We start from the raw sequence: 17116 nt of genomic DNA on the forward strand, positions 1-17116 counted from the left end.
TGAGAATAGGAGAGATTTTCGTGTTGTCATCACCGGCCCTTTCGCGGGCGGTCCGACGTCTCGGCAAGCCCGCCCCCACAGGTTGGCCTGAGCACCTGTGGGAGCGGGCTTGTCCCGCGAAAGGGTCGTACTGACAATCAAAAAATCACAGGAACCACCGGTACTCGCGGGCGCTGACCTCGTGCATGAACGCCAGGTGATCCTGGCGCTTGTTCTCGCAGTACACCATCACGAATTCCTCCCCCAGCCCCTCATTCACGGCCGGGTGCCCACGCATACTCGCGACCGCACTGAGCATATCCTTGGGGAAGTCGATCCCGCTGGCGCGGTCTTCGTTCAGCGGCGCGATCGGCTCCTGCCCGGCCTCCAGCCCGTGCTCCATGCCGCACAGGATGGCTGCCAGCACCAGGTAGGGGTTGGCGTCCGCCCCTGCCAAGCGGTGCTCGATGCGCAGGTTGCGTGCGTCCGAATCGGGAATGCGGATGCACGCGTCACGGTCTTCAAAACCCCAGCTGGCACGGCTGGCCGCATTGACCATGGCGCCGTAGCGGCGAAACGCGTTGTGGTTGGCGGCAAAGATCGGCATGCAATGGGGCAGCAAGGCCAGGCAGCCGGCCACCGCATGGCGCAGCGGACGTTGCTGGTCGGCCGCCAGCAGGTTGTTGCCTTCCTTGTCGTACAGGCTGACGTGCACGTGCATGCCACTGCCCGGCGCCTGCAGGTAGGGTTTGCTCATGAACGAAGCGCGCAGCCCGTGCTTGAGCGCCACGCCGCGCGTGCTGCGGCAGAACAGGGCGGCCCAGTCGGCGGCGCGCAGGCCATCGTCACAGTGACCGAAGTTGATCTCGAACTGGCCAGGGCCGAGTTCGGCGGTGATGACGTTGGCATCGACCCCTTGAGCGTTGGCGGTGTGCACCATGTCAAGGAGCACATCGCTGAACCGCGACAAGCGTTCGATGTGCATGTTCGGCTGGTCATCCGGGTCATCGCTGAATGGGTCGCGCGGAAACTGCGGCAGGCCTTGCTTGAGCGCTCGGTCGAACAGGTAGAACTCCAGCTCGAATGCCACCACCGGGCGAATTCCGCGACGTTCAAGGCGCTGCAGCACGCGGGCAAGCACTTCGCGGGGCTCGAATTCGATGGGGGCGGCGGTGCCGTCGGAGCTGATCAGCATCTGGCCCAGCGGTTCGCGCTCCCAGCTGACCGGCTTTAACGTACCCGGCACCAGGCGCCGCAGCGCATCCGGATCGCCGTCGTTGAAGCAGTAGTCGCCAATCGGGAACAGCCCACCTTGCACGCCCAGCAGCACGCAGTTCTGCGGCAGCTTCAGCGGGCTGCCGCTGGCGACCTTTTCCAGCATGTCGATGGGGTAGCGCTTGCCGTAGAAGTGCCCGGGGATGTCCAGGCTGAGCAGGTCGATGTGGGTGACTTCGGGGTAACGGGCGCGGAAGGCGCGTACTTCACTGAGCAGATCGGCAAAGCTTGTCGTTGTGGTTGTCATGCTGTGCTCTCATCGGAATACCCAGAGGACGCGGGTCGTCTGGTCGGTCAGGTTGGCGTAACGGAACTGGCTGTGCGGGGGCAGCTGAAAGCTGTCGTTGGGGCCAAGCGTCACCGCGCCGTCGCGGCCCGCCAGCCAGACCGTCAGCTCGCCCTCCAGCACGAAACCGCCTTGCTCGGAGCTGTCGTTCAAGTGCCCCTCGCCGCTGCTGGCGCCGGGCGCCAAGTGGCTTTCGAGCATGGCGAAGCTGCCGTTGAGCGTGGGCGACACCAGCACATCGCTGATGCCTTCGGCGTAGTAGATCGTGCGCCGTTCGCCTGGGCGGGTGACCCAGTCCAGCTCGCGCGGTTGGCTGGCCTGGTAGAAGTAGGTGGTGGGTACGTGCAGCGCTTCGCTGATGGCGGTCAGGTCGGCCACGGTGGGCTGCGACAGGCCGCGTTCGACCTGGGACAGGAAGCCCAGCGAGCGCTTGACCTGGGTCGCCAGCTCGCCGAGGGTCAGCCCCCGGTGCTTGCGCAGGTCGCGGATCAGCTGGGCCAGGCCTTGGGCATCCTCAGACATGGTCACGCATCCTGTACCAGGCCTTGGCGGCAGCCTCCAACGGGGCGGCCAATAGATCGCCGCCTGGGAAGCAGCCATTGTCGATGCCCTGGTACAACGCCAGCAGCTCGTCGTCGCCGAGGATCGCGTCGCTCACCGCCCGCGCACCGGCCAGGGTCGGCAGCACGCCATGGCCAGAGAAGCCCTGCAGCCAATAGCGCTGGCCCTCGCGGCCGATGTCCGGGGTGCGCTGGATGCTGCAGTCGATGTGCCCGCCCCAGGCATAGTCGATGGCCACGCCGGCCAGTTGCGGGAATACCCGCTCCAGGTAGGGGCGGGTGGCGCTGGCGACATCCTTGGGGATACCACCCAGGTAGGTGCAGCCACCGCCGAACAGCAGGCGGTGGTCCGGGGTGAGGCGGAAATAGTCGGGCACGAACTGGTTGTCGATCACGCAACTGTTGCGCGGCAGCAGCGAGCGGGCGAGATCCGCTTCCAGAGGCGCGGTGGCTACCTGGTACGAACCGACCGGCAGCAGGCGGCGTGACAGCGTGCGGTCGAGGCGGTCGATGTAGGCGTTGCAGGCCAGTACCAGCACGTCACAGTGCACTTCGCCCTGCACAGTGCGGGCGACGTAGCCGCTGGCGGTCTGTTGGTAATCAACGACGTGGCTCTGCTCGAAAATCTGCCCGCCAGCGGCTTCAAGCGTGGTGGCAACGCCCTGGGCCAGCTTCAGCGGATTAAGGTGTGCGCCCCTGGCGTCGTACAGCGCGGCCTGGTAGCGCGGACTGTCGATCCATTCTGGCAGTTCGTCCCGGCCGATCAAGCGCAAGGCGTCATAGCCCCACTTCTGCTCGGCGTCTTGCAACGCTTCCTGCAACAGCTTCACCCGACGCGGCAAGACCGATGTCCACAGGCTGCCGATCCGGTAATCGATATCGAAGCCATGGCGCTCTGGCAGTTCACGCATTTCATCGGCGGCCCAGCACATACTCTCCCACAGGCGCCGAGTGCGCTCCACGCCCAACGCCTTCTCCATGGGCGGCATGTCGCAGGACCAACCCAGCAGTGCCTGTCCGCCATTGCGCCCGGAAGCGGCCCAGGCCACCCGGCTGGCTTCCAGCAGGGTCACGCGCTTGCCGGCCAGGGCCAGGCGCAGGGCGGTGTGCAGACCGCTGAAGCCTGCGCCGATGATCAGTACATCGGTGTCGTGCCGGCCTTGCAGGGTAGGGCGCAGGGGAATGGTGGCGGGGTAGGTCTGGGCGTAGTAAGTGGCGACGTGCTGGGCGGATTGCTTGAACATGCCGAGGCCTCGTGAAATTTATTGTGATTATTTTCATGAAAATCTAGCAGGTAATTTTCATCGCGCCAGTTCCTGGCGGTTGGCGATATGATCGGGAGACGTCACCTTTCACTGGAACCGCCCATGCGCCGCCTGCCTTCCCTGACCGCCCTGCGCACGTTCGAGTGCGCGGCACGCCACGGCCACTTCGGGCGCGCCGCCGCCGAGCTGTGTGTCACCGACAGCGCCGTGAGCCACCAGATCCGCCAGTTGGAGGAACAGCTGGGTGTCAGCCTGTTCGAACGCGTAGGTCGCCAGGTGCGTCCCAGTGCCGAGGCCGAGCGTTTGCTGCATCACTTGCAACAGGCCTTCGAGCTGATCGGCAAGGCCTGTGACGAACTGCGCGACCCGGCTTCGCAAGCGGTCCTGCGGGTTGCAGTGACGGCAGAGCTGGCGCAGAAATGGCTGGTGGCACGGCTCGCCGACTTCAGCAGCCGTTACCCGCACATCACCCTGCACCTGCACGAGCAGCCCATCGATGCTGGCTCGCCGGCGCTGGACGTGGACCTGGCCGTCACCTACGGCACCAGCAGCCTCGACGCCAGTACCCACTTCGTCCGCCCCTTGCCGCTGCTGCAATTCTTCCCAGTGTGCAGCCCAGGCCTGTTCAACCAGGGTGGCCTCAAGCGCCCGCGCGACCTGGTGCGCCATTGTCTGCTGCATGACGATCAGGATGGCCGGACCTGGACCAGCTGGCTGGCCACCCACGCCGACGATGCCTTGCCTACCCGGCAGCTGTACTTTCCGCACGCGGCATTGGCGCTGGAGGCGGCGCTGCTCGGGCAAGGGGTCGCCATGGGTGACAACCTGACCTGCCATGCCGACTTGCAGAGTGGCAGGCTGGTACGGCCCTTCAACGCCAGCGTGACCGCCCAGGGGCAGTACACGCTGGTGTGCGAACGGTTGCGCCTGGAGCGTGTTGCAGTCGCGCAATTCATCGAATGGTTCATCGAACAGCTGGGCGATAGCTGAAATGAATTCAACTATCGCTGAGTTTTCATCGTTGGATGCCTGAAGCGGGCCGGCGTAGCGTGCAGTCATCACTCACAGACCCGAGGTTGACCCATGGCACGTTCGCTCACCACCACTCCCAAGGCCGATGGTTTCCGCCTGCCTGGCGAATTCGAACGCAAGGCCGGCTGCTGGCTCGGCTGGCCCGAGCGGCCTGATGTGTGGCGCAATGGCGCCAAGCCTGCGCAGAAGGTCTGGGTCGAGATTGCCACTGCGATCGCCTCCAGCGAGCCGGTCACCGTCTGCGCGTCGGCTGCGCAGTATGCCAACGCCCGGCGCCTGCTGCCGCCACAGGTGCGGGTGGTGGAGATGACCTGCAACGACACCTGGTTCCGCGACAGCGGCGCCTGCTTCGTGGTCAACGACAGCAGCGGTGAAGTGCGTGGTGTGGACTTTGAATTCAATGCTTACGGTGGCCTGGATGGCGGCCTCTATTACCCGTGGGACAAGGACGACCAGATCGCCCAGAAAATCCTCGAGATCGAAAACCTGGACCGCTACCGCGCGCCGCTGATTGCCGAACTCGGTGGCATCCAGAGCGACGGCCAAGGCAGCCTGTTGACCACCGAGCAGTGCCTGCTCAATCGCAATCGCAATGCCCACCTGGGCAAGCACGAAGTGACCAGCAGGCTGCAGGACTACCTGGGCGCCGACCAGGTGATCTGGCTGCCGCGCGGCTGCAAGTTCGACGAGACCGATGGCCACGTTGACGATCTGGCGTGCTTCGTACGGCCGGGTGAGGTGGTGCTGCAATGGACAGACAACCGCGACGATTCGCAATGGGAGATCTACCAGGAGGCCTACGACATCCTGCGCAGCACGCGCGACGCGCGTGGCCGTGAACTCAAGGTGCACAAGTTGCCCCAACCCGAGGTCTTGCAATGGACGGCCGAGGAGGCCGCCGGCCTCGATCAGGTTGAGGGAACGCACCTGCGCGAAGCCGGAACTCGCATTTGCGCTTCGTATATCAATTACTACGCCGGCAACTCGGCGATCGTCGTGCCGCTGTTCGGAGATCGCAACGACAGTATCGCCCAGGCGACCCTGGCCGAGCTTTTCCCCGAGCATCGCATCATTGGCATCGACAATTCTCGTGAGATCTTGCTCGGTGGCGGCAACGTCGCCTGCATCACCATGCCGCAATACGCCGGAGGCCGACGCTGATGAACTATCCGATGCTGGCGGCAGCAACCGTCTTGGGTTGCGCCGCGTCGGTGGTCCAGGCAGCCGACGCACAACAGCCGACCGTCAACCTGTACATCTGGGGCGAGTACCTCGCCCCGGACACCCTGAGCAATTTCGAGAAGGAAACCGGCATTCGTGTGGTCGCCGACCACTTCGACTCGCTGGAAACCGCCGAGACCAAGCTGCTGACCGGTGGCAGTGGCTATGACGTGGTGCTCAGTGCCGGCCAGCACCTGAGCCGGGCGATCGCCAGCGGCGCGCTGCAGCCGCTGGACAAGGCGCAGTTACCGCACCTGGCGGGCGTTGGCGAAGAGTTCCGCCAGCACATGGCGATGTTCGACCCCGGCAATCGCTATGCCGGGACTTACGCCTGGGGTACGACAGGCGTGGGCTACCAGCAGCAGGCGGTGACGGCGCGCATGGCCGGGGCGCCGGTGGGCAGCTGGGCGATGCTGTTCGACCCGCAGGTGGTGGCGAAATTTGCCGATTGCGGGGTGAGCCTGCTCAACGACCCCAACGAGGTGTTCGCCGCTGTGATGCGCTACATGGGCCTGGACATCAACCAGCAACGCATCGAAGACCTGAAGGCGGCAGAAGCACAGCTGCGCAAGATCCGCCCGTATATCCGCTACTTCGACAATGACCGCAACATCAACGACCTGGCCAATGGCGAAACCTGCGTGGCGATGTCGTGGAACGGCAATGTGGCGATTGCCCAGGGCCAGGCGCAGCAGGCGGGTAAGTCGTTTGAGCTGGATTACAGCATTCCCGAGGAAGGTACGCTGATCTGGCTGGACGCGCTGGTGGTGCCCAAGGATGCGCCGCATCCGCAGGCGGCCTGGAAGCTGCTGGACTACCTGATGCGGCCGGAGGTAATCGCGCCGATCACCGATACCATTCATTACGCCAATGCGATCACGGCGGCGGATGGGTTGGTGGAGGCGAGTATTCGCAATGCCCCGGGGACGTACCCGCCGGCGCAGGTGAGGGCGCGGTTGTATGGCAAGAATGACAATGGCAAGGCGTTCAATCGGGAGCTGACGCGGGCGTTCAGTCGGTTGAAAAGTGGAACCTAGGCTGGATTGATGTGTTGTCGGAACCGGCCTCTTCGCGGGCAAGCCCGCTCCCACAGGTTCTGAGCAGTTCTTGTGGGAGCGGGCTTGCCCGCGAAGAGGCCGGTTCCGACAACCATTCAGCCAGATGTTTTCCGCTTCGACCGTCTCGGCTTGCCGTCGGCACTGGGTGCCTTGCCCTTGCTCCGGCCCTTCTTCTTCCACGGCGCCGCCTTGCCCACCGGGGGCCCGCTGATGGTCATGCGCATGCCGCTGCAGCGCTCCACCAGCTTGCCCATCCACGCCGATTGCCGGGCGACGAATTCTTCCAGGCTCATCTCGCCACTTTGCACCATGTCCAGGGCCTGCTCCCAGATGGCTGTGGTCCCGGGGTCGGCGATGGCGCGGGGCACGGCGTCAATCAGGCTGAAGGCGGCCGCAGTGGCGGCCAGGGCCTTGCCGTTCTTGGTCAGATAACCACGGTCCAGCAGGCCCTGGATGATGCTGGCGCGGGTCGCCTCGGTGCCGATGCCGGTGGTTTCCTTGAGTTTCTGCTTCAGCCGCGGATCGTCAACCAGCTTGGCGACGTTCTTCATGGCCTTGATCAGGTCGCCTTCAGTGAACGGCTTGGGTGGCTGGGTCCACAGGTCTTTCAGTTGAAGCCCCTGGACGTTGCAGTCCTGGCCTTCGCGCAAAACCGGCAGCACTTGTGCCGGGGCTGCCTCGCGCCCCTTGGCCGGTGTCAGCGCTTCGGGCAGCGCACGGCGCCAGCCTGGTTCGACGATCTGTTTGCCGACGGCGCGCAGGGCGTGGCCTGCGCAGTCGAATTCGGCCTGGGTACGGTCGTACTCGTGGTTGGGCAGAAACTGCGCCAGGTACCGAGCGCGGATCAGGGTGTAAACCGCCTTGTGCTTGGCCGGCAGGCGTGACGGGTCGCTGGCGGCGGCCGTGGGGATGATGCCGTGGTGGGCGCTGACCTTGGCGTCGTTCCAGGCGCGCGAGCGACGCTGGGGCTCCAGGTGCGACTGCAGCGGCGCCAGGCTGGCGTCGGCACGTTGCAGGGCATTGAGAATTGCGGGTGCTTCACTGTGCTGGCTGACGGGCAGGTAGCCGCAGTCACTGCGCGGGTAAGTGATCAGTTTGTGGGTTTCGTACAAAGCCTGGGCGATGTCGAGGGTTTCCTGGGCGCCGAGGCCGAATTTTTTCGAGCAAAGTTCTTGCAGGGTGCCAAGGTCGAAGGGCAGCGGGGCTGCCTCGCGCACACGCTCGGTGGCGACTTTGAGCACCCTGGCTGTGCCGGCGTTACCCATAGCGGCGGCGGCCCGTTGTGCCAGGGCTTGGTTGAGGCAGCGGCCCTGGTCGTCGCAGGTGTCTTCCGGCGCACGCCATTGGGCGTTGAACGCCTGGCCAGCATGCTCCAGCTGCACGTCGATGGCCCAGAACGGTACGGGTACGAAATCGGCGATGCTGCGGTCGCGGTCGACCACCAGCCGCAGGGTCGGGGTTTGCACCCGGCCCACGGGCAGTACGCCCTGGTAGCCGGATTGCCTGCCGAGCAGGGTGAACAACCGGCTCATGTTCATGCCGATCAGCCAGTCGGCGCGCGAGCGGCCCAGTGCCGAGTGATAGAGGTTGAAGGTTTCCTGGCCGGGCAGCAGGCGCGCCAGTGCCTTGTGAATGGAAGCGTCGTCCAGGGCCGAGAGCCACAGGCGTTGAATCGGGCCACGGTAGCGACAGTGTTCGACCAGCTCGCGGGCGATCATCTCGCCTTCGCGGTCGGCGTCGGTGGCGATCACCAGCTCACGTGCTTCGCCGAGCAGGCGTTTGACGGCCTTGAACTGACTGGCGGTCTTGGGCTTGACCAGCATTTTCCACTTTTCTGGAATGATGGGCAGGTCGGCGAGATTCCAGCGTTTGTAGCGCTCGTCGTAACTGTCGGGCGGGGCGGTTTCGAGCAGGTGGCCGATGCACCAGGTCACGCAGACGTCGGTGCCTTGCCAGCAGCCGTCGGCCTTGCGGGTAGCGCCAAGGACCTTGGCGATGTCTTTTGCCTGTGAGGGTTTTTCGCAGAGGAACAGGCGCATGGCCGGAAACGCTTCATCGGGGGTGATGGGCACTAGGATGCGCAAGCGAGGGCGCGGAGGCAAGTTTTATCTGGATGGATGTACAGGTTTTGTCGGTCGAAATGTTTTTGGCTGCACTGGCCCCATTGCGGGGCCAGTGAAACAATGCCTATGAATCAGGCGATTTCGCGAGAATCGCGCACCATGTCCACATGCGGGATGCCGGCTTCGAGGAACTCCTCGCTGACTACCCGGAAACCCAAGCGCTCGTAAAATGGTGTGGCGTGCACCTGGGCGCTGAGCATCTGCTGCTTCAGGTCGCGGTTCTGTGCTTCGGCGATCACTGCATGCATCAGCGCATCGCCTACTTTCAGCCCGCGCCAGTCCTTGAGCACCGAGATGCGCCCGATGGTGCCGTCCGCCAGCAGGCGGGCGGTACCAATTGGGTAATCACCTTCCAGCGCCAGAAAATGCAGGGCGTCCTGGTCTTCCGAGTCGAACTCCAGTTCCGGTGGAATGTGCTGTTCGGCGACGAATACTGCTTCGCGGATACGGCGGATATCGGCGTTGTCCTTTTGCCAATCGGCGAGGCGCACACGAATCTTATTCATTGGCGAATCCCAAGCTTCCTTGTTTGATCAACTGCTGTACCAACATAAGGCCATCTTCGTCCTGCAGCCACGCCTCAAGGTTGTCGATATGTAACGCGTCGGCGGAGCACACCAGCTTCAGCAGCTCCCGCAGCTTGGCCGGCAGCGGGCAGCTGCGGCCGCTGGCGAACAGCATCAGGTCGTCGCCCAGCTCCGACCAGGCCATGCGTGCGCTTGGGTTACGGATCAGGATCGCGCCATCTTCAAGGGCCTCGATCAGCTCCTGCTCTTCAAGGTCTTCACCGACGACCTGCTCCGGGTAGCGCGGCTCGGTCATGAACTGGCCGAACCAGGTCAGCAGCAGGTCCTTGTCGTTGGTGTGCTTGTCGATCAGCGCCTTGAGGCGGTCGAGGGCGTCATGCTGGATCTGGTGCGGGTCGCTTGCAGGCGCGGCGTCGGCGTCGCTGTAGCGCTCTTCGTCCGGCAGGAACTGGCCGAGGAAGTCGGTGAAGTGGGTCAGCACTTCGGCGGCGCTCGGTGCGCGGAAGCCGACCGAGTAGGTCAGGCAGTCATCTACTGCCACGCCGTAGTGAGCCAGGCGCGGTGGCAGGTAGAGCATGTCGCCGGGTTCCAGGGTCCATTCGCCGCTCTGTTCGAATTCAGCGAGGATGCGCAGGTCGGCGTGCTCCAGCAGCGGGCTTTCGCTGTCGCACATCTGGCCAATCTTCCAGTTGCGCTGGCCGTGGCCTTGGAGCAGGAACACGTCGTAGTTGTCGAAGTGCGGTCCAACGCTGCCGCCGGGGGTGGCGAAGCTGATCATCACGTCATCGATGCGCCAGCTCGGCAGGAAGCGGAACTGCTCCAGCAGTTCGGCGACTTCCGGCACGAACTGGTCGACGGCCTGAACCAGCAGGGTCCAGTCCTTTTCCGGCAAGTCGGCGAAGGTGTCTTCGTTGAACGGGCCGCGGCGCAGCTCCCAAGGGTGGGCGCCGTGTTCGAGCACGATACGCGACTCGACTTCCTCTTCCAGGGCCAGGCCGGCCAGCTCGTCGGGGTCGATCGGGCTTTCGAAGTCCGGGAATGCCTGGCGCACCAGCAGCGGCTTCTTCTGCCAGTAGTCGCGCATGAATTCGCGGGCCGAGATGCCGCCGAGCAGCTGCAGTGGAGTATCAGGATTCATGTTCAACCTATTGAAAAAACGTAATTTTGGTCCGGGAATAAAAACGCCCGGCGAGGCCGGGCGTTATACGCGACGGTCAGCTTAGATGCGTTTGGCCTGTGCTGCCGCGTTACCGATGTAGGTCGCGGGGGTCAGCAGCTTGAGTTCGGCCTTGGCTTCGGCAGGCATGTCGAGGCCGTCGATGAAGGTCAGCAGCGCTTCTGGCGTGATGCCCTTGCCACGGGTCAGCTCTTTGAGCTTCTCGTAGGGATTCTCGATGTTGAAGCGGCGCATCACGGTCTGGATCGGCTCGGCGAGGACTTCCCAGCAGGCGTCCAGGTCGGCGGCGATGCGCGCTTGGTTGACTTCCAGCTTGCCGATGCCCTTGAGGCTGGCCTCAAAGGCGATGACGCTGTGGGCGAAGCCCACGCCCAGGTTGCGCAGCACGGTGGAGTCGGTCAGGTCACGCTGCCAGCGCGAAATCGGCAGCTTGCTGGCCAGGTGCTGGAACAGCGCGTTGGCGATACCCAGGTTGCCTTCGGAGTTCTCGAAGTCGATCGGGTTGACCTTGTGCGGCATGGTCGACGAGCCGATTTCGCCGGCAACGGTCTTCTGCTTGAAGTAGCCCAGCGAGATGTAGCCCCAGACGTCGCGGTCGAAGTCGATGAGGATGGTGTTGAAGCGGGCGATGGCGTCGAACAGCTCGGCGATGTAGTCGTGCGGCTCGATCTGGGTGGTGTACGGGTTGAACTGCAGGCCCAGCTCGTCCTCGATGAAGGCGCGGGCGTTTTCTTCCCAGTCGATCTGCGAGTAGGCCGACAGGTGGGCGTTGTAGTTGCCCACGGCACCGTTGATCTTGCCCAGCAGCGGCACGGCGGCGACCTGGGCGATCTGGCGCTCCAGGCGGTACACGACGTTGGCCAGCTCTTTGCCCAAGGTGGTCGGCGATGCCGGCTGACCGTGGGTGCGTGACAGCATCGGCACATCGGCGTGGGCGTGGGCCAGAGCGCGGATGGCTTCGGCGATCTGGCGCATCAGCGGCAGCAGCACGTCGTCACGGCCAGCGCGCAGCATCAGCGCGTGGGACAGGTTGTTGATGTCCTCGCTGGTGCAGGCGAAGTGGATGAACTCGCTGACCTTGGCCAGCTCAGGCAGTTGCGCAGCCTGCTCCTTGAGCAGGTACTCGATCGCCTTGACGTCGTGGTTGGTGGTGCGCTCGATTTCCTTCACGCGTTCGGCGTGCTCGAGCTTGAAGTCGTTGGCCAGGCCGTCCAGCAGGGCGTTGGCTTCGACGGAGAACGCCGGCACTTCGCCAATCTGCGGGTGGGCGGCCAGACGCTGCAGCCAGCGTACTTCGACCAGGGCGCGGAAACGGATCAGGCCGAATTCGCTGAAAATGGGGCGCAAGGCCTGGGTTTTGCCGGCGTAACGGCCGTCTACAGGGGAAACCGCAGTGAGCGAAGAAAGCTGCATGGGGTGTTCTCGGACAGTCAGGCTTTTGGAAGGGCGCATATCATACATGAAAAATGCGCCGAGGTCGGGTGGCTGACCAAAGGTCGGCCGTTGAAAGGCGTGTCGGGTTCCCTGTGGGACCGGGTTCGGCGTCGCCTGTCAGGAAGGTGCGCGCATCATGTCGTACAACTCGTTGAGCAGCTTGCGCCGGCTGAACACCAGTTGCCAGCGATGCCCGCCCAACTGCCGCCACAGGCGCGCGGCGCGGATGCCGGCGAGCAGCAGGGCGCGGATTTTCGAAGCGTTGCTGGACTGCTGCAGGAAGCGCATGTCGCCATGCACCTGAATACGCTGGCGCAGGGTGCTCAGGGTGTCCTGGTACAAGGCTCCACTGGAAGCGATGACGTTTTCGTGAACCAGGCCGAAATGGTCAGCCTGGGACTGGATTTGCGGCAGGCGGTTGCCGATGGTCTCGAGCAGGTCGCCGCGCTTGTTCAGCTGGCGCTCCAGGCCCAGCATCGACAGGGCGTAGCGCAGCGGCTCGCGCTGCAGGCTGCTGGGGTCGCGCTCCAGTGCGCCAACCAGCGCGCGGTAGCCGTCGCGCAGGTTGATGTCATCGCCGCCGAACACCTCCAGGGTGTCCTTGGGGTCACGCACCAGCAGGCTGCCGAGCATGCAGCCGATATTGGCTTCACTGGCCTGGCCGGTGCGGGCGATGCGGTCGACCAGCACGGCAGCCTGGAATACACCGCCCAAGGCAATCAACTGCTCCTGCAGGTTGCTCATGCGCGTGGGCTCCACGGCTCGGCGGTTTCGATCACGCCGCCGCCCAGGCACACTTCACCGTCGTAGAACACCACCGATTGGCCCGGGGTGACGGCGCGCTGAGGCTCATCGAACACGGCGCGGTAGCCGCTCTCGGTCAGCTCCAGGGTGCATTGCTGGTCGCTCTGGCGGTAGCGCACCTTGGCGGTGAGCCTGCGCGGGGTGCTCAGGTCGATCGGGTTGACCCAGAAAATCTCCGAAGCGAGCAGGGCGCGGGAGAACAGCCACGGGTGTTCGTTGCCCTGGCCGACCACCAGCACGTTGCGCGCCAGGTCCTTGTGCAGCACGTACCACGGCTCGTCGCCTGCATCTTTGAGGCCGCCAATGCCCAGGCCCTGGCGCTGGCCGATGGTGTGGTACATCAAGCCGTGATGACGGCCGATCACTTCACCCTCGGTGGTCTGGATTTCACCCGGCTGGGCTGGCAGGTACTGCTTGAGGAAATCGCTGAAGCGGCGCTCGCCGATGAAGCAGATACCGGTGGAATCTTTCTTCTTGGCGGTGGCCAGGCCGTGTTTTTCGGCGATGGCGCGTACTTCGGGCTTTTCCAGCTCGCCGACCGGGAACAGTGTGCGGGCGATTTCCTTGCCGCCAACGGCGTGCAGGAAGTAGCTCTGGTCCTTGTTCGGGTCCAGGCCCTTGAGCAGCTCGGTGAGCTCGCCAGTATCACGGCGGCGCACATAGTGGCCGGTGGCAATCAGGTCGGCGCCCAGCGACATGGCGTAGTCGAGGAACGCCTTGAACTTGATTTCGCGGTTGCAGAGGATGTCCGGGTTGGGCGTGCGACCGGCCTTGTACTCTTCGAGGAAGTGTTCGAAGACGTTGTCCCAGTATTCGGCGGCGAAGTTGGCCGTGTGCAGCTTGATGCCGATACGGTCGCACACGGCCTGGGCGTCGGCCAGGTCTTCACGGGCGGTGCAGTACTCGGTGCCGTCGTCTTCTTCCCAGTTTTTCATGAACAGACCTTCCACCTGGTACCCCTGCTCGATGAGCAGAAGGGCGGAGACGGAAGAGTCCACGCCGCCGGACATGCCGACGATGACGCGGGTCTTGGCGGGGTCTTTGAGTGCTGGGCTGGTCATGGCTACCGATGTGTATCAAGGGGGAAAAGCGCCGATTCTATCAAACCCGAGGCGGCGCGTCAGTCGCGCAGCAGGTCGAGGCTGTGCAGCGGGCCTGCGAGGTAGTCGTCGAGGCAGCGGGGCACCAGTTCGCTGCGCCAGCGGGTAGGGTTGGCAAGCAACTCTTCGCGGGTCAGCCACACGGCGCGGACGATGTCGCTGTCCAGGGCCAGGTCGGCGTGGTGGCGCAGCGGGCGGGCGGCGAAGCAGATGCGCTGGTAGGTCACGCCATTGCTGGGGGCGGTGTAGAGGTAGATGCCGACTACGCCCGTCAGTTCGACTTCCCAGGCGGTCTCTTCCAGAGTCTCGCGCAGGGCGGCCTGGGGCAGGGTTTCGTTGGGTTCGAGGTGGCCGGCGGGTTGATTGAACACGTGCTGGCCGGCTTTGAATTCTTCGACGAAGAGGAACTTGCCGTCGTGCTCGACGACGGTGGCGACGGTGATGTGGGGTTGCCAGGTCATTCGTGTTTCCCTTTAGATCGCTGGGGCCGCTTTGCGGCCCTTCGCAGGCAAGCCAGCTCCCACAGGTACTGTACAGGTCTCAGGTTTTGCACGGTTCCTGTGGGAGCGGGCTTGCCCGCGAAGGGCTGTGCAGCAGCCCCAATTCCAGAAAGCACAAACCCCGGTGCGTGGCCGGGGTTTGTGGTGTTACTTCAAGCGAGCCTTACAGTGCCGCGATGGCGCTGTTCAGGGTCTGGCTTGGGCGCATCACCTTGGCGGTCAGCTCGGCATCCGGGGCGTAGTAGCCACCGATGTCGGCCGGCTTGCCCTGGACGGCGTTAAGCTCGGCGACGATGGTCGCTTCGTTTCCAGCCAGGGTTTTTGCCAGCGGAGCGAAACGCGCCTGCAGGGCGGCGTCGTCAGTCTGAGCGGCCAGGGCTTCGGCCCAATACAGGGTCAGGTAGAAGTGGCTGCCGCGGTTGTCGATACCACCAACCTTGCGCGAAGGCGACTTGTTGGTGTCGAGGAACTTGCCGGTGGCCTGGTCCAGGGTGTTGGCCAGGACCTTGGCGCGCGGGTTGTCGTAGGTGTTGCCCAAGTGCTCCAGGGAAGCGGCCAGGGCCAGGAATTCACCCAGCGAGTCCCAACGCAGGAAGTTCTCTTCGACCAGCTGCTGCACGTGCTTCGGTGCCGAACCGCCGGCGCCGGTTTCGAACAGGCCACCGCCGTTCATCAGCGGCACGATCGACAGCATCTTGGCGCTGGTGCCCAGCTCCATGATCGGGAACAGGTCGGTCAGGTAGTCGCGCAGCACGTTGCCGGTCACCGAGATGGTGTCCTTGCCTTCGCGGATGCGGGCCAGGGAGAACTTGATGGCATCGACCGGTGCCAGGACACGGATGTCCAGGCCAGCGGTGTCGTGGTCCTTCAGGTAGGCCTGCACCTTCTCGATCATCACGCCGTCGTGGGCGCGGGCCGGGTCCAGCCAGAACACCGCCGGGGTGTTGCTCAGGCGGGCGCGGTTAACGGCCAGCTTGACCCAATCCTGGATCGGCGCGTCTTTGGTCTGGCACATGCGGAAGATGTCACCGGCTTCGACGTTCTGCTCCAGCACGACCTTGCCCTTGCCATCGACCACGCGGACGACGCCGTCGGCCTTGATCTGGAAGGTCTTGTCGTGGGAACCGTACTCTTCGGCCTTCTGCGCCATCAGGCCGACGTTCGGTACGCTGCCCATGGTGGTCGGGTCGAAGGCGCCGTTGACCTTGCAGTCTTCGATGGTGGCCTGGTAGATGCCGGCGTAGCAACGGTCCGGGATGATCGCCTTGGCGTCCTGCAGTTCACCGGCGGTGTTCCACATCTTGCCCGAGTCACGGATCATGGCCGGCATCGAGGCGTCGACGATGACGTCGCTCGGCACGTGCAGGTTGGTGATGCCCTTGTCGGAGTTGACCATGGCCAGGGCCGGACGCTCGGCGTACAAGGCCTGGATGTCGGCTTCGATCTCGGCCTGCTGCTCGGCTGGCAGGTCCTTGATGCGGGCGTACAGGTCGCCGATGCCGTTGTTGGCGTTGAAGCCGACCTGGCTCAGCGCAGCCGCGTGCTTGGCCAGTACTTCGCCGTAGAACGCTTCGACGATGACGCCGAACATGATCGGGTCGGAGACTTTCATCATGGTGGCTTTCAGGTGCACCGACAGCAGCACGCCTGCGGCCTTGGCATCGGCGATCTGCTCGACGATGAAGGCTTTCAGGGCCTTGCGGCTCATGGTGGCGCAATCGATGATTTCAGCGGCTTTGACAGCGGTCTTTTCTTTCAGGACGGTGGTTTTGCCGTCTTTGCCGACCAGCTCGATGCGCAGGCTGTCGTCAGCCTCGATCAGTGCGGCCTTTTCGCTGCCGTAGAAGTCGCCCTGGGACATGTGGGCAACGTGCGACTTGGAGTCTGCGGCCCAGGCGCCCATCTTGTGTGGGTGCTTGCGCGCGTAGTTCTTGACCGACAGCGGCGCGCGGCGGTCGGAGTTGCCTTCGCGCAGTACCGGGTTCACGGCGCTGCCCTTGATGCGGTCGTAGCGCGCGCGGGATTCTTTTTCTTCGGCAGTCGACGGCTCGTCGGCGTAGTCCGGGATGTTGTAGCCCTTGCCTTGCAGCTCTTTGATCGCCGCTTTCAATTGCGGGACCGAGGCCGAGATGTTCGGCAGCTTGATGATGTTGGCTTCAGGGGTGGTGGCCAGCTGGCCCAGTTCCGCCAGATGATCGGCTACCTGTTTTTCGGCGCCGAGTTGCTCCGGGAATGCCGAGAGGATACGGCCTGCAAGAGAAATATCGCGGGTTTCGACGGCGATGTCAGCCGAAGCGGTGAAGGCTTCGACGATCGGCAGCAGCGAATAGGTGGCGAGGGCAGGGGCTTCGTCGGTGAAGGTATAGATGATCTTGGAACGGGTGGGCATGCGGGTTAACTCTCTATGTGCTGAGCGTACTCGAGTCTCGAGGTGCGCAGGGTAGGCGCTTCGCCCTGGCGACGCCATGAGCGGAAAGTCGAGAGGCTGCGAGCGGTGATGGTGGATGCATCAGTCGAGCGTCAAGTGCTGGGCTGCGGTAACAGCGCAGGCTTAATGGCCATCGCTGGCCGAGGGCGAGCCGCATTTTCCTGGGTTTCGCCCCGATGACCCTTCGGTCGCGGCGCAGTATATCAAACCATTCGGGCTATTCAGCAAGGCCAAGTGACATTGGCGCCATTTATAAGACCAAAGACGTAGGGGCAATGTGGTGCATTGTCGCAGTGCTTGCAGGTCGGCGGATGTGGTTTAGGCTCAGTGGGATCGCATGAAGTCCA

General features: G+C 64.0%; 14 protein-coding genes. 3 read left to right on the top strand and 11 right to left on the bottom strand.

Going from position 1 to position 17116, the window contains the following annotated elements; translation table 11 throughout:
* Positions 1-145: 145 nt before the first annotated feature.
* From ACIPZF_RS00690 to ACIPZF_RS00700, 3 genes are read right to left on the bottom strand one after another with little or no spacing between them, the layout of a single operon-like run.
* The gene (locus ACIPZF_RS00690; RefSeq protein WP_400794288.1) at positions 146-1501 is read right to left on the bottom strand and encodes a glutamine synthetase family protein; all 1356 of its coding nucleotides are present in this window, start codon (positions 1499-1501) and stop codon (positions 146-148) included.
* Positions 1502-1510: 9 nt separating this feature from the next.
* Positions 1511-2062 carry a helix-turn-helix domain-containing protein gene (locus ACIPZF_RS00695; RefSeq protein ID WP_400794290.1) on the bottom strand — a complete coding sequence of 184 codons (552 nt, stop codon included), beginning with the start codon at positions 2060-2062 and terminating at the stop codon, positions 1511-1513.
* Positions 2055-3344 (bottom strand): NAD(P)/FAD-dependent oxidoreductase, encoded by a 1290-nt coding sequence (locus ACIPZF_RS00700; protein ID WP_400794292.1) that lies wholly within the window; start codon positions 3342-3344, stop codon positions 2055-2057. The genes ACIPZF_RS00695 and ACIPZF_RS00700 overlap by 8 nt, the downstream gene beginning before the upstream one ends.
* A gap of 123 nt (positions 3345-3467) precedes the next feature.
* On the opposite strand from ACIPZF_RS00700, the gene ACIPZF_RS00705 reads away from it, so the two are divergent.
* From ACIPZF_RS00705 to ACIPZF_RS00715, 3 genes are all read left to right on the top strand, one after another.
* Complete coding sequence (locus ACIPZF_RS00705) at positions 3468-4355, top strand: LysR substrate-binding domain-containing protein (protein ID WP_400794294.1); 888 nt, start codon at positions 3468-3470, stop codon at positions 4353-4355.
* A gap of 93 nt (positions 4356-4448) precedes the next feature.
* The gene (aguA, locus tag ACIPZF_RS00710; RefSeq protein ID WP_400794296.1) at positions 4449-5558 is read left to right on the top strand and encodes an agmatine deiminase; all 1110 of its coding nucleotides are present in this window, start codon (positions 4449-4451) and stop codon (positions 5556-5558) included.
* Positions 5558-6655 carry an extracellular solute-binding protein gene (locus tag ACIPZF_RS00715; RefSeq protein WP_400794298.1) on the top strand — a complete coding sequence of 366 codons (1098 nt, stop codon included), beginning with the start codon at positions 5558-5560 and terminating at the stop codon, positions 6653-6655. Before aguA ends, ACIPZF_RS00715 begins: the two co-directional genes overlap by 1 nt.
* A 116-nt stretch (positions 6656-6771) precedes the next feature.
* Here the strand turns inward: ACIPZF_RS00715 and ACIPZF_RS00720 are convergent, their stop codons facing one another.
* The 8 genes from ACIPZF_RS00720 to ACIPZF_RS00755 all read right to left on the bottom strand — a co-directional run bounded on the left by ACIPZF_RS00720 (position 6772) and on the right by ACIPZF_RS00755 (position 16730).
* Entirely contained in the window at positions 6772-8715 is a 1944-nt protein-coding gene (locus tag ACIPZF_RS00720) for a DNA topoisomerase III (protein WP_400794999.1), read from the bottom strand.
* A 155-nt stretch (positions 8716-8870) separates the two neighbouring features.
* On the bottom strand, positions 8871-9305 hold the full coding sequence (locus tag ACIPZF_RS00725; protein WP_400794300.1) for a GNAT family N-acetyltransferase: 435 nt from the start codon (positions 9303-9305) through the stop codon (positions 8871-8873).
* The gene (locus ACIPZF_RS00730) at positions 9298-10464 is read right to left on the bottom strand and encodes a JmjC domain-containing protein (RefSeq protein WP_400794302.1); all 1167 of its coding nucleotides are present in this window, start codon (positions 10462-10464) and stop codon (positions 9298-9300) included. The genes ACIPZF_RS00725 and ACIPZF_RS00730 overlap by 8 nt, the downstream gene beginning before the upstream one ends.
* 81 nt (positions 10465-10545) lie before the next feature.
* Complete coding sequence (gene purB / locus ACIPZF_RS00735) at positions 10546-11916, bottom strand: adenylosuccinate lyase (RefSeq protein WP_400794304.1); 1371 nt, start codon at positions 11914-11916, stop codon at positions 10546-10548.
* Positions 11917-12054: 138 nt separating this feature from the next.
* Positions 12055-12681 carry a high frequency lysogenization protein HflD gene (gene hflD, locus ACIPZF_RS00740; RefSeq protein ID WP_400794306.1) on the bottom strand — a complete coding sequence of 209 codons (627 nt, stop codon included), beginning with the start codon at positions 12679-12681 and terminating at the stop codon, positions 12055-12057.
* Positions 12678-13802, bottom strand: coding sequence for a tRNA 2-thiouridine(34) synthase MnmA (mnmA, locus tag ACIPZF_RS00745; protein WP_400794308.1), 1125 nt, complete (start codon positions 13800-13802; stop codon positions 12678-12680). Before mnmA ends, hflD begins: the two co-directional genes overlap by 4 nt.
* A gap of 59 nt (positions 13803-13861) precedes the next feature.
* Positions 13862-14302, bottom strand: a complete 441-nt coding sequence (locus tag ACIPZF_RS00750) for an NUDIX hydrolase (RefSeq protein WP_400794310.1) — start codon at positions 14300-14302, stop codon at positions 13862-13864.
* A gap of 202 nt (positions 14303-14504) precedes the next feature.
* Positions 14505-16730: an NADP-dependent isocitrate dehydrogenase gene (locus ACIPZF_RS00755; RefSeq protein WP_400794312.1), complete on the bottom strand. Its 2226-nt coding sequence runs from the start codon at positions 16728-16730 to the stop codon at positions 14505-14507.
* Between the last annotated feature and the right edge of the window lie 386 nt (positions 16731-17116).

The sequence above is a fragment of the Pseudomonas sp. NPDC089752 genome, assembly GCF_044748725.1.
Classification (GTDB): domain Bacteria; phylum Pseudomonadota; class Gammaproteobacteria; order Pseudomonadales; family Pseudomonadaceae; genus Aquipseudomonas.

Coding starts and splice junctions, on each gene's coding strand:
- ACIPZF_RS00690 (WP_400794288.1), bottom strand. CDS start 1,501: ATGACAACCACAACGACAAGCTTTGCCGATCTGCTCAGTGAAGTACGC.
- ACIPZF_RS00695 (WP_400794290.1), bottom strand. CDS start 2,062: ATGTCTGAGGATGCCCAAGGCCTGGCCCAGCTGATCCGCGACCTGCGC.
- ACIPZF_RS00700 (WP_400794292.1), bottom strand. CDS start 3,344: ATGTTCAAGCAATCCGCCCAGCACGTCGCCACTTACTACGCCCAGACC.
- ACIPZF_RS00705 (WP_400794294.1), top strand. CDS start 3,468: ATGCGCCGCCTGCCTTCCCTGACCGCCCTGCGCACGTTCGAGTGCGCG.
- aguA (WP_400794296.1), top strand. CDS start 4,449: ATGGCACGTTCGCTCACCACCACTCCCAAGGCCGATGGTTTCCGCCTG.
- ACIPZF_RS00715 (WP_400794298.1), top strand. CDS start 5,558: ATGAACTATCCGATGCTGGCGGCAGCAACCGTCTTGGGTTGCGCCGCG.
- ACIPZF_RS00720 (WP_400794999.1), bottom strand. CDS start 8,715: ATGCGCCTGTTCCTCTGCGAAAAACCCTCACAGGCAAAAGACATCGCC.
- ACIPZF_RS00725 (WP_400794300.1), bottom strand. CDS start 9,305: ATGAATAAGATTCGTGTGCGCCTCGCCGATTGGCAAAAGGACAACGCC.
- ACIPZF_RS00730 (WP_400794302.1), bottom strand. CDS start 10,464: ATGAATCCTGATACTCCACTGCAGCTGCTCGGCGGCATCTCGGCCCGC.
- purB (WP_400794304.1), bottom strand. CDS start 11,916: ATGCAGCTTTCTTCGCTCACTGCGGTTTCCCCTGTAGACGGCCGTTAC.
- hflD (WP_400794306.1), bottom strand. CDS start 12,681: ATGAGCAACCTGCAGGAGCAGTTGATTGCCTTGGGCGGTGTATTCCAG.
- mnmA (WP_400794308.1), bottom strand. CDS start 13,802: ATGACCAGCCCAGCACTCAAAGACCCCGCCAAGACCCGCGTCATCGTC.
- ACIPZF_RS00750 (WP_400794310.1), bottom strand. CDS start 14,302: ATGACCTGGCAACCCCACATCACCGTCGCCACCGTCGTCGAGCACGAC.
- ACIPZF_RS00755 (WP_400794312.1), bottom strand. CDS start 16,730: ATGCCCACCCGTTCCAAGATCATCTATACCTTCACCGACGAAGCCCCT.